Origin of the sequence: Parapedobacter koreensis (assembly GCF_900109365.1) — a bacterium.
Classification (GTDB): Bacteria; Bacteroidota; Bacteroidia; order Sphingobacteriales; family Sphingobacteriaceae; genus Parapedobacter; species Parapedobacter koreensis.
In genome coordinates, this window is sequence record NZ_FNZR01000001.1 from 949099 (window position 1) to 964737 (window position 15639).

17 protein-coding genes and 1 pseudogene are annotated in these 15639 nt (G+C 46.4%); 13 read left to right on the top strand and 5 right to left on the bottom strand.

The window, feature by feature from the left end; all coding sequences use genetic code 11:
- Positions 1-24 precede the first annotated feature (24 nt).
- The 3 genes from BMW65_RS03925 to BMW65_RS03935 are packed head-to-tail and all read right to left on the bottom strand — an operon-like array spanning position 25 to position 6341.
- Entirely contained in the window at positions 25-1404 is a 1380-nt protein-coding gene (locus tag BMW65_RS03925; RefSeq protein ID WP_090602884.1) for a RagB/SusD family nutrient uptake outer membrane protein, read from the bottom strand.
- 21 nt (positions 1405-1425) lie between these two features.
- Positions 1426-4632: a SusC/RagA family TonB-linked outer membrane protein gene (locus tag BMW65_RS03930; protein ID WP_090602885.1), complete on the bottom strand. Its 3207-nt coding sequence runs from the start codon at positions 4630-4632 to the stop codon at positions 1426-1428.
- A gap of 29 nt (positions 4633-4661) precedes the next feature.
- A complete protein-coding gene (locus BMW65_RS03935; RefSeq protein WP_143053785.1) occupies positions 4662-6341 on the bottom strand; it encodes a peroxiredoxin family protein in 1680 nt (559 codons plus the stop codon).
- A 551-nt stretch (positions 6342-6892) separates the two neighbouring features.
- Between BMW65_RS03935 and BMW65_RS03940 the strand changes: the two genes are divergently transcribed.
- From BMW65_RS03940 to BMW65_RS24525, 4 genes and pseudogenes are all read left to right on the top strand, one after another.
- Complete coding sequence (locus BMW65_RS03940; protein WP_090602888.1) at positions 6893-7168, top strand: hypothetical protein; 276 nt, start codon at positions 6893-6895, stop codon at positions 7166-7168.
- A 421-nt stretch (positions 7169-7589) separates the two neighbouring features.
- Positions 7590-7808, top strand: coding sequence for a hypothetical protein (locus BMW65_RS03945; RefSeq protein ID WP_090602889.1), 219 nt, complete (start codon positions 7590-7592; stop codon positions 7806-7808).
- Positions 7790-8167, top strand: a complete 378-nt coding sequence (locus BMW65_RS03950) for a type II toxin-antitoxin system VapC family toxin (protein ID WP_090602891.1) — start codon at positions 7790-7792, stop codon at positions 8165-8167. Before BMW65_RS03945 ends, BMW65_RS03950 begins: the two co-directional genes overlap by 19 nt.
- Before the next feature lie 362 nt (positions 8168-8529).
- Positions 8530-9200: pseudogene (locus BMW65_RS24525) on the top strand (PDDEXK nuclease domain-containing protein).
- A gap of 421 nt (positions 9201-9621) precedes the next feature.
- On the opposite strand, the gene BMW65_RS03960 reads toward BMW65_RS24525, so the two are convergent.
- A complete protein-coding gene (locus tag BMW65_RS03960) occupies positions 9622-10152 on the bottom strand; it encodes a hypothetical protein (protein WP_090602892.1) in 531 nt (176 codons plus the stop codon).
- 365 nt (positions 10153-10517) lie between these two features.
- Between BMW65_RS03960 and BMW65_RS03965 the strand changes: the two genes are divergently transcribed.
- The 4 genes from BMW65_RS03965 to BMW65_RS24050 all read left to right on the top strand — a co-directional run bounded on the left by BMW65_RS03965 (position 10518) and on the right by BMW65_RS24050 (position 11741).
- Positions 10518-10742: a hypothetical protein gene (locus tag BMW65_RS03965; protein WP_090602894.1), complete on the top strand. Its 225-nt coding sequence runs from the start codon at positions 10518-10520 to the stop codon at positions 10740-10742.
- A 46-nt stretch (positions 10743-10788) separates the two neighbouring features.
- A complete protein-coding gene (locus tag BMW65_RS03970; protein WP_090602896.1) occupies positions 10789-11133 on the top strand; it encodes a hypothetical protein in 345 nt (114 codons plus the stop codon).
- A 200-nt stretch (positions 11134-11333) separates the two neighbouring features.
- A complete protein-coding gene (locus BMW65_RS24045) occupies positions 11334-11501 on the top strand; it encodes a hypothetical protein (RefSeq protein ID WP_177180984.1) in 168 nt (55 codons plus the stop codon).
- Positions 11502-11567: 66 nt separating this feature from the next.
- Positions 11568-11741 (top strand): hypothetical protein, encoded by a 174-nt coding sequence (locus BMW65_RS24050; RefSeq protein ID WP_177180985.1) that lies wholly within the window; start codon positions 11568-11570, stop codon positions 11739-11741.
- A gap of 265 nt (positions 11742-12006) precedes the next feature.
- Here the strand turns inward: BMW65_RS24050 and BMW65_RS24055 are convergent, their stop codons facing one another.
- Complete coding sequence (locus BMW65_RS24055; RefSeq protein WP_177180986.1) at positions 12007-12330, bottom strand: hypothetical protein; 324 nt, start codon at positions 12328-12330, stop codon at positions 12007-12009.
- 37 nt (positions 12331-12367) lie between these two features.
- Here BMW65_RS24055 and BMW65_RS03980 point away from each other — a divergent pair, with 37 nt between their 5' ends.
- The 5 genes from BMW65_RS03980 to BMW65_RS04005 all read left to right on the top strand — a co-directional run bounded on the left by BMW65_RS03980 (position 12368) and on the right by BMW65_RS04005 (position 15422).
- Positions 12368-12559, top strand: coding sequence for a hypothetical protein (locus BMW65_RS03980; RefSeq protein ID WP_090602898.1), 192 nt, complete (start codon positions 12368-12370; stop codon positions 12557-12559).
- A 241-nt stretch (positions 12560-12800) separates the two neighbouring features.
- On the top strand, positions 12801-13040 hold the full coding sequence (locus tag BMW65_RS03990) for a hypothetical protein (RefSeq protein WP_090602901.1): 240 nt from the start codon (positions 12801-12803) through the stop codon (positions 13038-13040).
- Positions 13037-13861 carry a LytR/AlgR family response regulator transcription factor gene (locus BMW65_RS03995; RefSeq protein WP_090602902.1) on the top strand — a complete coding sequence of 275 codons (825 nt, stop codon included), beginning with the start codon at positions 13037-13039 and terminating at the stop codon, positions 13859-13861. The genes BMW65_RS03990 and BMW65_RS03995 overlap by 4 nt, the downstream gene beginning before the upstream one ends.
- A 92-nt stretch (positions 13862-13953) precedes the next feature.
- Positions 13954-14679 (top strand): CPBP family intramembrane glutamic endopeptidase, encoded by a 726-nt coding sequence (locus BMW65_RS04000; protein ID WP_090602904.1) that lies wholly within the window; start codon positions 13954-13956, stop codon positions 14677-14679.
- Positions 14680-14885: 206 nt separating this feature from the next.
- Positions 14886-15422 carry a hypothetical protein gene (locus tag BMW65_RS04005; RefSeq protein WP_090602906.1) on the top strand — a complete coding sequence of 179 codons (537 nt, stop codon included), beginning with the start codon at positions 14886-14888 and terminating at the stop codon, positions 15420-15422.
- The last annotated feature ends 217 nt before the right edge of the window (positions 15423-15639 follow it).

The window sequence follows — 15639 nt, forward strand, 5'->3', positions numbered from 1 at the left end:
AAATCCACTGCACCGGCCTTTGTTTTACCGTTCGTTTTGCCCGTAGCCACCCTGCTGGACAGCCGCTGGGGGGATTGGCCAGACATACCTTGCATCATTCGGCGGCAAGGTGTACTCCCTGTCCCCCAGCCTGCGGCGCAATGTCGTCGCGTGTTCTTCCTCCTTATTCAGCCGTTTCAGGTCTCCCCACCGTATCCCGCGCATGACCAGTTCCTTCCGGCGCTCTTCCAGTACCAAATGCAATGCCTGTGCCGGGTTGTCCGTGCCGTACGGTGTGTATTTTCCCGTTTGGAAACGACGCTTTCTTAATTCATTCAGCAAGTCCACGGCTGTTGCCGCGTTTCCCAGCCGGGCTTCGCATTCCGCTTTGTTCAGGTAGACCTCATCGGTGGCGAGCCCGGTAAAATACAACGCGCTGCCATCATAGCTGCCCGAAAACATATCGCCCGTACCATCGAAATACGCCTGCCTTCGCAAATCGCCCTCCTCGTACGAATCCAGCAGCACCGTGTCCGGGTGGTAATACAGCCTGGTAAGCGTTACACCGTTGTCCAGTGTGGTATTGAGGATGACCTCCGGATTGTCTTCGCTGTAAATGGGGAACGGATTTGTCTGTGTAAGGTCGAGCGTGTTGAAATCAATAAGGTCGCTTTTTATCGCCAGGCACCGTTCAGCGGCTGCATTGGCCTCACTGTAGTCCCCCAGCTGCATGTATATCCGGATCCGCAGGGCATGGACGGCCCACCTGCTTGGCCGGTATTTGTACGGTACCAGCGGCAGGTCGGGGAGCAATTCCCCGGCGGCGGCCAGGTCATCAAGGATAAAAGCATACGTGTCGGCCAGTGTGGCACGAGACAGCTGCTCTTTCACATCCGTTTCCCGACGCAGCGGAATGCCGGGCAAGGCATCTGCATTTTCCCCGTATACCGGTGCATAGAGCTGGGCAAGCGTAAAATGGTTCAGCGCCCGGAAGAAAAGGGCCATCCCCCTTGCCAGCCTCCAATCCGGCATTTCCGTCTGCGTGGGCGTTATCCCGTCAAGCCCCTCCAGCACGAGGTTGGCCCAGAGGATACGCGAATAGCCGCGGTCCCAGTCAATCGCCTGCGGCAATTCAGTACCCTGGTATACCATGCGCTCCCACGTATACGCGTTCCGCTGGTAGTCATGGTCCCCACCCACGGGAAATACGTCGTACTCAGCATCAGCCATGTAATATTCATCACTGCCGATAAAGCCAAGGATATGGCTGCTGTTGGCATTCATCATATCTTTGGCGTCCATCAAACCCAGGTAATCCGATACCGTGCCCGGCACGCGTTGGTTCAATGCCGGTTTCCTGTCCAGAAAGGTTTCACCGCAAGCCATCAGCGAAACCAGCACACATACGTTTATCAGTCGTTTCATCTTATATTCGTTTTTTGTGGTTTAAAACTCGATTTGCAGCCCCAAGGCAAATGTCTTAGGCGCTACATAGTCCGCATTGACGTAATCCGGGTCGATGCCATTGTCGTTGGCTTTCCAGAGGATGCCGAGGTTGCGGGCATAGGCATATAGACGCAATGTGCTCACGGGCATGCGTGGCAGCAGCGTCTTCGGAAGGCTATAGCTGGCACTGATGTCCTGCAGCCGGATATGGGCTCCGTTAGTGATCAGGGCTTCGGAATCCCGGTATACGCCCCAGCGCTGGTTTGGTGCAGCGGTTTCCGCCCATGCGGGCACATCCGTCCGCGATTCATCCCCGGGATTCTGCCAGCGGTCAAAGTAATCCGTATGGTAGAAAGGGGAAGCTAAATACTCCTGCCCCGGCCCGATTGAAGACCGCCGGAATACATAACCTGCTTTCCACGAAAACAATGCACCGATTTCAATATTTTTCCATGAAAACACATTTCTTATGGAGCCGAACGCCGTTGGCACAGAATTGCCTGCACGGATTAGTTCTTCCGGCGGGAAATTCAGGTAGTATGATGCGTACTGCGCCGGGTCGGTGGAAGGTTGCCCATCCACAAAAATGATTGGCATCCCGTTTTCCGGGCTCAATCCATGCCAGGGAAAACTATATACGATATCGGCAGATTCACCTGCCTCCCGTATCTGTGACGATAAATAATAACTTGCGGATGGCGGCAAAGGTGCGTTGTAAGACGTTATCCGGTTGTTGGTCGTGCTCAACAATAGCATTGTACTCCAGCCAAATTCCCCCGTCAGGTTCCTGCTCTCCACCGTCACGTCCCATCCCTGCGTGCGCAGGCCCGCATAGTTCATCTTGTAGTTGCCGCCCACGCCGGTGGTCGGATCCATCAGGTTATCGCCGAGCAGGTGCCTAGCATGCTTGTTGTAATACTCCACGCTGCCGTTGATGCGATTGCCGGATAACCGCCAGTCTACCCCCGCGTTGAAGGTATTGACCTGTTCCCAGCGCAGGGACGGGTTGCCCGGATGGTCTAAGGATGACTGGGGGAGGCCCGTTGCCGGGTCCGTACCGATGTAGATGGTCGGGTAGTGGCTCTGGCTTTTGTCAATGTTGCCTGCGCTGCCGTATGTCGTGCGCAGGCGCAAGTAGGGGAGCCACTTCATGCGGTAGAAGGGCTCTTTAGTGATGTCCCAGCTGCCACCCACGGACCAGAGGGCTGTACCACGCTGGTTGGTTTTCACCCCCAGCAGGTTGCTGCCGTCCCAGCGGGCGCTTCCGCTCAGTATATAGCGATTTTTAACGGTGTAAGACGCATTGCCGAAGTAAGACAGGAAGCGGTCGGTAAGCTGGCTGGGTGCCAGTACACCGACGGTGGTCGTGGGCGGTATGCGCGCGGTAAACTGCGGCCTTACCGGATAGGAAGTACGGTAGTCCAGGTCCGCGCGGCCCGTGCCCAGCGCCGGGTCATACGCATAGTAGCGGGCGGCCGGGAGCGTTTCCAGTATCCGCTGGCGTACTTCACCCCCAAGGAGTACCGCCACCCGGTGGTCCGCGCCGAAATCCCGGTCGAAGTTGAGCATTGCACGGCCGGAATGCGTTTGGTGGGCAGGCGGTGCACCCAGTTCCAGGATACCCCCATGCGGGATGGGCGTACTTCCGTCGGCCTGCGTGAAGCGGTTGACCAGGTTGCGTACGTAGTAGCTCTCCGGCGTGTGGTATTGCCTGCCCCATCCATCACCATTGGTATACTGGTAAGAGGCGTCCAGATTGAAACTTTGTAGGAAGCTGTAGCGGACACCGGCGTTCAGGCGGAGTTCTTTGCTGCCGTTGGTGTTGTCCAGTATCCGTTGCTCGTCCAGCGGGCGGTACATCCAGTCGAGCAACCCCAGCGATTCCGCCTGTTCGCGGTAGGCCTGCCGGTATTGGCTGAATGTGATACCGGGGTTGCCCTCCGCATCCACCAGCGCGTCGTAGATAAACGAACGGTTTCCCATTGTCCCGAACAGGCCGAGGTCGCCGTGCGTGATGCCGTTATTTGCCGCCCGCTGCTGCGTATACCATACCGTGCCGGTGAGTTCCAGGTTGGGCCGTACGCGGAAGGTATTCTGCAGGCTGAGATTGAGCCGTTCGCTGTCATTGCCCGTTACGTGCGAGCGGTTGCGGTCATACCCGGCGGACAGCGCATAGTGGTAGCTGTCGCCCCCGCCCCGCACGCCCAGGCTGTACTGCTGGTTTACCGGGGGCTGGTAGAGGTATTCCATCACGTCGCGGCGCAGGTCCGTCTGCTGCATAAAGGCTTCTTGCCGGGCAAACTCCCCGTCGCTGATGAGGCCGTCGCGCTGCTTGATGAGCAACTCCACGTAGCTGGGGATGTAGGTCTGGTTTGCCTCGCTGTACGTCCCGCGCTCAAAAAGTTCTTGCTGTATCTCCATCACGGTCGCCGAGGGCAGGTAGTTCTGGCTGTAGAACAGGTCGGGCCGCTCGCCCACGGTTACGTTGCTGTTTACCGATATCCACGCGGGCTGGTTGTAGGCACCTTGCTTCGTATTGATGACGATGACACCGTTGCCCGCCCTTGCCCCCCAGATGGAGGCGGCCGCGGCGTCCTTCAGTACGGTGATGCTCTCCACGTCGTTGGGGTTGATGGTGTTGATGTCCCCCTCGTAGGGAAAGTTATCCACCACGATGAGCGGGCGGGTATCGGCCTCGATGGTGCTCAGGCCACGTACGCGGATGCCCGAGGCATCACCGGCCTGCGGCTCTACGAACTGCACGCCGGGGACCACGCCTTCCAGCCGCTGGAGGATGTTGGTGCTTACCGAGCGGTTGAAGAGCGCGTTGTCCACGTGCTCGAAGGAGCCGGTGGCCCGCTCTTTGGGTATTTGGTAATATCCCGTGCTTACCACCACTTCGTCGAGCGCGTTGGGGTCGGCCTCCAATGCAATTTGCAGCGGGCCGGATTCGGCGGCCGCCACGGGCAGGCGCTGGCTGAGGTAGCCCACAAAAGAGATGAGCAGCGTATCGGCCCGCAAGGGCAGGGGCAGGAAGAAGGAACCATCAGCACCGGTAGCCGCCATGCGGCCGGTGGACAGGTAGCGTACGCTGGCACCGGCCAGCGGGTTGCCCGTGCCGTCGGATACCGTGCCGGTGAGCCGTCCCTGGGCATGGGACAGGTTGGCGGCCAGCAGGCCGCACCATAGGAAAAGGATGTGTTTCATTGTTGGTGTTAAGGGATTTGGTTAATGGATTAATGAATACTGTGAATGGTGTCCCGTCGGTCTGTACTGCGTACGACCAGCACCGGTACATTTGCACGTTCGATAGTCAGGTAGAGGCCATGGCGTTCCAAGGTGTTCCGGATGGCTGCCAAATCAGCGGTTCCGTCGCGGAATGATTTGGGGAATTCAAAACGGCATCTGGAATTATCCGGAATGCCGGTACTATCGACTACCTGTGTAATGGTAAGGTTGATGCCGGGATTCTGCCGCAAAGCACCGCTGATGTTGTGGATAAGCGTTTCCTTGGGATACCCGATAAAACGGTACATTTCCGCATCATGGTCGGTATACGTTGTGTCTGCCGTGGTTTCCAATACCTGTCCGGTCATTTGGCCGCCCCCCAGTTTACGCAATACCGCGTAGGTATGCGGTGCGGCGGCTTCCACGGAAAGGCGTATACCCGGATGGGCTTCTGCAAAAGCCTCCATATCCCGCCGCATCATCCCGCGGGCCTCTTCTTCGGTCAGCCTTCCCGGTACCCGCAGCTGGTAGCCGTACAGGTTGGCGGTATTCCACGCTTCGCGGGTGGCCACGCGCTCGAAGGTCGCTACCGTTGTGTCCTCTTCGTAGTTGAGACGGCCTTCCATGGCAGTGGTTGCCCAGATGATACCGGTTTGCGCAGTGAGGTGCTGCATGATGGCGGGGCTGTAGGCTTCGTACAGCAGGTCGGGCAGGGTACGGTTCCATGTATAGAGGTATGTGGAATCAGCCCGGTATTCAAGCGTAAGATACATGGGATAGTGGTGCGGGATGTAGCCCGTCACGGTACCATGCCCCGAACGGTACAATACCTTCCCTTCCCCGTTGCCGTTGGCAAGGAGCGGACGGTAGGGGTCTATGGCCGGCGCATTCCTCCGGTTCCGGAAATTGACGAAGCGGCCCCCAAGCACCGCCGCGATGGTTTCACGGCTGATGTAACCGTGCGTGGGCACGGCCAGCAGGCGGCCGTCCATTATCCACACATCGCCCCAGTCGGGCAGGTATCGGGAGAACAATCCATAGAGTGTGGTATCCTTCACCACGCTCGGCACGGACCAGCGGTTACGTTCGGCCGCCCTGCCCACGTAATCCAGCATCTTGGCTTCGTCAAACGGATAGGGCAGTACATGGATGGGCAGGAGGGCCAGTTGCCCGTCATCGAAGGCATCCTTGATGGTATCCAGTTTGTTGATGGACTGGATACAACCGCTGCATGATAACCCCCAGAACTCCAGTATCAGCAGCTTTTGATCCCTGTAATCGCTAAGCGTTATCGTGTCCTTCCCTTCGGGATGATTGACTACCTGCAAGGGCAGGTGCCACAGGGATTCGGGGATGGTGTCGCCGATTTGCAGGGGGGTGATGGTGTCTTTGTGCGCTTCATGCTTGGCGCATACACTGATATTTATCGCCAATAGCAAAAGCGCCAATACCCCAATTGCGAGGCCCGGCCCGGGGAGGGCCGGTGCCTTCGCATGGGTCTGCACACATAGTTTCTCTTTATGGGTAGCCGGTGACGGCCTGCCGCCCCGTAGTTTGCGGCGGGGTTGCCTCCGGCTGGATATTTTTCGTTTTTGTTTTCGGAATATTTCCGATTGTTGGTTGCGCCAATAAGCGGACAACCGGTGTGTAAGGGCATAGTATTCCCCTATACGTAAAATTTGCTTCACTGTTCATTGATTAATAGTTTTAGATTATTGTGAGTACTCCTATGTGAATGAAGCTATGTTACACAGGTGACTTAATGAGATTCCTGTAAAGGCTTTTGGCTGAAAATGGCCGAATGGGAAGCGAGAAAAAACAAAAAAAACCCTGCCGCTTGCTGTTTGGCAAGTTGACAGGGATTTTTTGTGTCTTTTGTGTCTCGCTCATTATCGCTTAATTGATAACGAGCCTCACAGGAGAAAAATACATTAGGCGGGGCCTATCTCTGTCAAATACCCGGTACTAGCACATACCGTTGCACGCCATTCGATAGAACCCACGCCTAATGACTGCGCAAAAATACGCAATATCATTTAGACATGGGTTTTGATCTATCGCCTCGCGCTAATACAAAAGTGCTAGTTTCGGTATTTGAGGCTCTTCAAAACTTTTATCTAAAATAGAATTTCATTTTGTTGTATAAATTACAACAAATATATTAATAAGTACACTAAATGCAAGAGAATTGATAATTATTTTTTTCAAGAGCTATTTTTACGGCTGCGATTATCGGCAGATGGCTTTGAAACAGGAAACTTTAACACCCTTGGGGTATTATTTAGCTAAGAAACCCGTCAGCAAATCAAAGTTGGGCAGGATGACCGGCATTACAAAAGATCGTGTAGGGAATCTATGTAATAATATAAAATCTAAACCTACAATAGAAGAAGTATATTTAATCGGCCTAGCGGTTGATGGTACTTATGAAAAATTAATGGAATATCTATGCGATGGCATTGAACTACGTCCAGAAAGTGAATGGGATGTTACAAATGCTAAGGAGGATTATTAACTTGCCATTGGATATTTGGAATTGAAAAGAGATTCCCGAGTTTAAGACGTGGATCGTAAAAAACGGATTAAATCTTGGCAGCCCTAATAAACCTGGTTATTTGGAACTCGAAAAAGAAAAGGATTAATTATTGGAAGGAAAAATATTACACCTTGTTAGAAAAATATAACAAGGTGCTGGAAAATGGCAGATGATGGCCAAGCTGTGCCGCGTTAGAAACAGAACTAGTCAAATGGCGTGAAAAATATTATTCTTTGCTCGAAAAATACAAAAAAACAACAAATAGCCGAGAGGCTAAAGAAATCGGGTTTCTTAGGGAATTGTTGAGAAGATGTAACTACTCAAACAGCTTAAAAACAAACGCGGCAAATAGGTGAGGAATATTTTGTAAATTTGCGTATTAGCAACAGGAGAAAACATTATGGCTGTTATCACCATACATCCCAAGAATAAGGAAGAAGTTACACTTTTCGAATACCTCGCCAAACGGCTGAATACGCCCTATGAGATCAGTCAAGAAAAGCTCGTGGATGTCAAAAAGAAACCGTCCGACTTTTTCGGATCCATCAGCGAAAAAGAAGGAAAGAAACTGCATGCCTACGTGAACAAAAGCCGTGAGGAATGGCAGCGGGATATCTGATTGATACCAATGTGCTGATTGATGCCCAGATGAATCGACTACCTCCAAAGGGTAGCCAGTTTTTGGCCGAGATCATCGATAACGATTTCACGGTGTCTTTCGTAACCTATATCGAATTTCTCGGATACAAAAGCGTCCCGAAAACAACCGAAGAGTTTATGGCATTGGCCAGCGTGATTGAAATCGATAAGGATATTATCGATACCTGTATTGCGCTTAGGAAATCAAGGTCGATTAAATTGCCCGATGCCATTATTGCATCCACGGCCCTATCGCGTGGTCGCTCCTTAATAACTCGCAACGTCGGGGATTTTAAGAAAATTAAGGGTTTGGAGGTTGTTAACCTGTATGACTTGTGATCACGAACCTACCATTACAAAAACTTGGAAGAGCAATTGGACAAGAGTAAGTCACACGCTGCAAGGCTGCAAGCACAGGTGAAAGCGAGGAGTAATTAGCCAATAGTATTTACGCGTTACACCTCTTCGTCATGAACCATCGGCCAAATTTGAAAGGCAGCTTTTTGCTGATGTAACCAAGCTGATTGAAGAAAGTAAACAGCAACCTTGTTCTCACAGCTAACAGTACGTTTACATTGCTGTTTTGGCGAATTGGCAAACACATCAACAATAGCACCTTAAATAACAAAAGAGCAAAATACGGCGGGCAAATTGTCGTTACGCTGTCACGACAATTAAGTTGGTCACATTTTATCGCGTTATTGCCACTCAAGAACCCTGATGCCAAACTCTTTTATGCGCAAGTTGCCGCGTCCCAAACATTAGGTGTACGAGATTTGCGCAAACGGATTGCTGCTAAGGAGTTTGAGCGCACCTCGATAGCGAATCTCCAAAACACAAGTAAGCATCCGGCCATCCACAACAACTTCAAAGACCCCTATTTCTTGGATTTTTTGGGTTTACAAAACACCTATCTGGAAAAGGATTTGGAAAATGCCATCCTGCGCGAATTAGAAGCCTTTATACTGGAATTGGGGAAAGGCTTTGCATTTGTTGAACGACAAAAGCGGATGATAATCGATGGGGAGGATTTCTATTTGGACTTGCTTTTTTACCACCGCAATCTAAAGCGATTGTCGCTATAGAATTGAAGCTCGGCAAATTTGAAGCAAAGCATAAAGGCCAAATGGAATTGTATTTAAAATGGCTTGATCGTTATGAACGGAAAGAGGGGGAGTTCGCGCCAGTGGGCTTGATTCTTTGCGCCGAAAGTAGCCGAGAACAGGCGGAACTATTGGAGATGCACAAAGACGGTATCATGGTAGCAGAGTACTGGACGGAATTACCGCCGAAAAAACAACTGGAAGAGAAGATTCATAACATCCTCGTGGAAGCGAGGGATCGGATGGAACGGAATAAATTGATAGAATAAGCTGGCTGAATCACCTACCAAATGTAACACTAACCTGTGCCCACAACGGACACACGCCTTGAGATAACCGAAATAAAGAACGCCATAGCCAAACAAAGCAAGCGACAGGGTGATTTTGTGGCTTATGTATTGCTTAGAGTAATTCACCTAAACCGATAAGCATGTATTGTACGGTTTGTATTTGTAGAGGAGTAAGCAAACGTTCGACTTTGGTCAGCTGCTAGTGAAATAATCGATGTGTCCGCTTGCATATCCTGATTAAATCCCTACATTTGTAATAGGAAATCCTCACAACACCCTTACGTCTAATGAGAAACCATTAATGAGATGGCGGCATTGTGAGGTTCGTGAGGTATACGATTGCCTCACTATTTCCTTCTGGAAAAGTTCATTACCAGATACCTGCGGTATCTGGTTTTTTTTATATCTCTATCACTTCTGGGTTAAACTTAGTAACTGCGTCCTCATCGTATTTATGCTCAGATTTTGGCTCTCCTTTATCATCTAGCCAATTTTTACTCCCCCAAAATGTGTTCACATTCGAAGCTCCAATAGCGTATTTTACAATAGCTCCAGACGACTTTAACTTAGAAACCGCTGTATATAGTTTGGTCACAAAATCCTTTTCGGATGTATCTGGCTCCAATAAATGAAGGATTTTAGCAATTTGACGTAAATGCAGAAATCTGTTCTCAGTTTTTAAAACTGTCACAACTTTCATTTTTACCGTAGCGTTTTTATCATAATCTTTATAGCGGCTGATCAATTCTTTGTCCTTGCTATTAATTGAATCGTCTTGTAGCTGCACTACATTTGACCTGTTTATTAGTTTGTCGTTTGTATCATTTGACATGACTTTTAAGAGCTGGATGGTCTGATCGATATTATGAACCTTTGAAAGAAGCTCCGCTTTCAGTTTTTCAAGTTCCTCTATTGTTGATTGTTGTGCCATCTCGTTTTGCTTAATTACACAACAAAGATATAACGATGTTAGGATAAAAGCAAATAAACTTCAACATCATCCTAATTTCATTATTCCTCGCATCTGTCACTCATTCATTCAACACCAAAAATATTGATGACTTTAACAGTTTTAACCAAACAGAATACTGTATGTGGACAAGGCAATACAAATAGCGAACTATCTTATAGAACAACACAAGCCGAATTAATCAAGACCATTTTTCATGAATTGGAAATATTGTTATCATATCAAATTAGGGAAACAATAGCTCTCCGGAAGCAGAATTTGAGACGGATGAAGACCGGAGTTACTTCCAAGTGATATTGAGGATTCATCCAGAATTTGTAGGAGACATGGCGGACGTAGTAAGTGGCGTAGTAAGTGGCGTAGTAAGTGGCGTAGTAAATGATTTATTACGTCTGATATCCGAACACCCCGGCAATAGAGTGCCATTCTTTGTAGACAAGATGAACGCACCCACGAGATCCGTACAAAGATGGTTGGAAATCTTGAGAAAGGAAAAAAAGATTGAGTTCCGGGGAGCGCCCAGGACCGGCGGGTATTGGGAGGTTGAATGATTAATCACCCCGGCCCAGAGGCCCAGACGCCATTAAGATCGAAAATATGCAAGTAGGCCGGACCAACATCCGCAGGTACCGAAAACGGCAGATCGACAATATTTTAAAGGAACTGAAATTAACGGAAGGCAAGTGTACGGGTATCCCAAAAGCCTTAAAAGAAATGAAACGGAACGGATCTCCAGCCCCCTTATTCTACACCGATGAGTACCGGACAACAATGTGGGGGACGTTGCCTATACATGAATTATTCTTAAAAGAAGTGGATGGAAATGGTCTTGCAGAAATGAGTGCAGGTATTACCTCTAAACAATTGAACGTATACGATAAATTAATCAAAAAGCACCCTGATGGAATTGTACCGGTATTCGGAGCTTCTGTTATTGGTTGAAGAAGGAATAGGGATGTTGTTAAGGAGGCTTTCAACAGTTACATGAGAGAACGCATTTAATTGCGAAAAAAATTTGGCAATGGGTTGATATTTAAAAACCGGATAAATCTCATAAGCAAGACCTTTGTTGCGATTTTCATAATCATTTGGAAATTAGCCAGCAATCTTTTACCTTAACCAGCACAACCTGGCCTCATGCAATGAATTTTGATTTGGGTTTTTGCCGCCTGCATAGATATAAATGCGAGGAGGTACACAACGGAAGCCGGAAAGAACGTGCTAGCGGCAAACGAACCTTTGGTGACAAGGCCGGATTTATTGCCGTAGCCAAAGCCAATCGGGATGCGGGGAACAAGCAAGGGAAGTGATAGGAATCGTTATTGCTATTATGCACCACTTTGCTTATAATTGTAACATACCAAATCGCATTAGCCATGACAGATAAGGAAGTGGATCGGTTAATAAAAGAAATGAAAGCTTATACAAAAGAGCTTTTCAAAGACAAGGAAAAATCCAAAGATTTTCTGGTCAGGGCTGGCATTTTTACCAAAAAGGGTAATTTGACCAAACCTTATAAACATCTATGTATACCTCAAGAACAGGGTTAGTTCTTGGATTCCACCGGCACTGATGAAACCATTGTTCAGGACGTCCTGAATGGCAAGAGCGACCTAAAATCAAAAAACAACAGTTACGATTGGCTTGGCCATGGCATCTATTTTTGGGATAACAGTCCCGGCAGGGCATTGGAATGGGCTACCCAGCTGAGCAAACGGAAAGGTAGCAGATTCGCATTTGCCCCGAAACAAAGGAAACACGCTTGACCTACTACAGCGTGAACTAGATTGTGCTGTCATAGAATGGACGCACGAACTAATGGAAGATATCGGCAATAAAGAATTCGATTCTGTTCGTGGTGTATTTTGGGAGGGGAATCCACTTTATCCGACGGCGGGATTCCGCGAAAAAGACCATATCCAAATCTGCATCCGCAATATCGACTGCATAAAAGGCTATTTTCTGCCACTCTCCCGGATAAATTCTTGAATCTGCTGAAAAGACCATCGGTAACTGTTCCAGCGTTTTCCATATTTCAAGCAAACACGATAAAGCCAAGCCTACTACACCACGGATGCTGGAAAGAAGGTGCTTCGTTTGGCTGGGAAGTAAGGCGCGGCTATTGCTATTATGCACCACTTTACTTATATTTACAATATATCAAATCGCAGAGGTCATGACAAAGAAGCCACAAGTTTTTAAGGATAGGGATACGGAAAAATTTATCGCCTATTTGGAAAAATACAAGGAAGAGGTTTCTAAAACCCCGGAGTCAGCTAAGAAATTTTTGGTTGAGTTAGGTGTCATTACCGAAAAGGGCAACCGAACCAAGCATTATAAACACCTATGTATTCCAGAGGCACATTGATGCTCCGAGAATTGGATTGCGCTGTAATTGAAGCTTTGCACAAAGCGCGAGAAAACGGTGGATTCCCTCAGTTTGACAGTGTAAAAGGCGTCTTTGGGAAGGGAAGGAATTGTACCCCAATGCTGGTTTCCGCGAAAAAGACCACATTCAAATCTGTGTCAGAAACCCAAATTGCATTAAAGGAATTTTCCTTCCAAGGGATTTTAACGAAGATTACCCCTTGGTTTAAATCGACCATGTTATGAGAAGCAAAGTTGCACAGGAAATTTTAGCGGAAACTCCGGAAGAAACCCGGATTTTCGTACGGCAATATGCGGATATCGTAGTCCGCATTAACGAACTGCTGCTTCAAAAGGGGTACACCCAAAATTATGGCATGTCTTATATCGCGTTTTCAACAGTTGAACGAAGTAGGATGTTGCGTGTATTTAGGAGTTATATGCCATTTTATGAAAACCGTACCACAAAAGAAGAAGAATGATATTTGATTTATCTTATCCAAAATCTGAATCAAAGAAAGAAATATTCATTTCTTCAATTTTTACTGGCATTTCAGTTTATCTTTTCCTATTGGTTTTTCAACCTTTTGGAACAAATACAATTCCCAATTTAAAACTCTTTAAAATTTTATTTCCTTACTTTTTTATTGTCTTTACTGTATTTTATTTGGTGAACCTTTTTTCACTAAATATATTAAAAGAATGGAATTTAGGAAAGGAAACACTTAAAGTAACGTGTATTATTTTTCTATGTTCCGTACTTGGCTATTTATATAATACTTTATTGATTAGCAAAGTCGATTTGAGTTTTCTGAACTTTGTATATATGTTCCTTTATACTTTGAGCATAGCGATTCCGATTTGTTCCGTTTATATGCTTACAAGGTTTATTTATCTAAGTAATCAAAATAAAAAAATCGCTTCTGAACTATCGGAGAAGATAACGTCAAAAAAAGTAACCGATGAATTAACTTCCGAAAATAAAATCATCATAAACGAATTTGTGGTGAATGAAAATGATTTGTATTTTATAGAATCAACCGATAATTATTGTACTTTTTATTACGAGGACAATTCAGAAATAAAAAAAATCCTGATTAGAACTACACTAAAATCAACTTTAGAACAAATAAAATCCGAGAATATTCTTCGTTGTCATCGCTCATTTATCGTGAATCTGAAAAAGGTGAAAAACATCAAAGGCAATGCACAAGGTTACAAGCTGAAATTAAAAAACATTGATGTTGAAGTGTCTGTGTCCCGCAAGTATATGGAAGAAGTTAAAAACATAGTAAATAACTGATAACCATAGTTTGACAAACACCACATTTTCTTGACAAACATCCCTTTGCATTTTATCGAATAACTTTTTTCAGCACATTTGCCAAAAAGCCAATGATTAAATTACTTCTTGAACCGATTATACAAGTTCTGATTTTAGTTCCTTTTATCATTTTTTTACTAAAAGAAAAATCGGCATTAAATTTTCAGCGAGTCTTTGTTTTTACAATTTGTTATATCATTTATCAAATCGCACTCGTTTTACCAAAAATAAACCCAATATTTGATTTTATAAAAAGCAGCTGGAATTGGGATGGGAAAATTTTTGGTATGATTTGGGCAATTACAGCTTACTTTATTTTCAGAAAGTTCTTTAAAGAAAACGACTTTTTTACTTTCAAACAAAATAAAAAAGGTTTTAAAAGAGCTTTGATTGGAGCCGTTTCAATCATTATGTTGTCGGCCCTTATTTGGTTTCTACTTGGTAATTCAAAATTTGATTTCGAAACGTTGGCTTTTCAAATTTCACTTCCAGGGATTGATGAAGAAATGTTTTTCAGAGGAATTTTATTCGGACTTTTATTAAGCTCATTGAAGGAAAAAATATCATTTTTAGGGAATCCGAGTATTTTAATCACTTCCATTCTTTTTGGATTTATGCACGCATTAACTTTGGATAAGAACTATTCGATAGATTTTGACCCAATTTACTTTTTTCAAACAGGATTTGCAGGCTATATTTGGGCTTGGATAACTTTTAAAAGTAAAAGTATTTTATTGGCTATTTTGTCACATAATTTTAGCAATTTTTTCGGGACACTTTCAACAATGATTAAATAGCGATAAAAGAAAAACGGCAGATAACATTGCATTGGCAATAGGCGGGCTGAAGTGCTACTATGACAGTATGTTCGGCATGACATTGCCGAGTTAGCTAAAATTCATTTAGAAGCGATAATTCCAGGGTCGACTGTGACACATAACTTTCACACAAGCGGAATTACACCAACAACCACCGATTTCCTCGACGAGCTGTCAATAACACTATGGATGCCTTAAAAGAGATAACAGAGGAATATTTTGACCGGGATTACATCTATGCAGAACAATCACCCAAAAGAGAGTTGATCCTTCAGAAAATTGAAGATTTCCTTGCTCAAAACCCCGATTTTCCTTCCACATTTATCGCGTGCTTCCATCAGCAATATCCTAACTGGAAAACAAGCGATTGGTCGCAATTTTATGCATCCGATTTACACAGATGTTTCCGTATACTAGTCGAACGTGAACAAAGCGATGAGCGGTATGTTTTCCTGATAAGTATCTTTGGGTTTTTTGCCGTATATCGCATGTCATTGACCAAAATTGGTGACCGGTATGTGTATGGTGACCTTATCTTTATAAATAACGGCGAAAATGAATTTTGCGATAACGTATACGAAACCTGCATGCCGCAAAAGTTTCCCTGGTTGGACAGCCAGACGCTGAATACGGTAATTGAAGAGCTCAGCGCAAGAAATCCATACCATAGCATACTGATCACCTATGCGAAGCTGCTATTTACGTTTCACTATAATATCTGAAAAAGATTAGCTCTATGGTGGTTCCACTGCTTAATGATAAACTGCCGAAAACTATGTGATAACTAATTGAATGATAATGAATATCATACTAAAATGGCTGCTTATCGGCTGGTGCTGCGGAACTGCAGCTGGTGCCATGGGGCAAGAGAAAAAATACATCATGCTGGACATGTTGGACAGCCTGGATATGCAGGATAGCCTTTACAAAGTAAGCCGC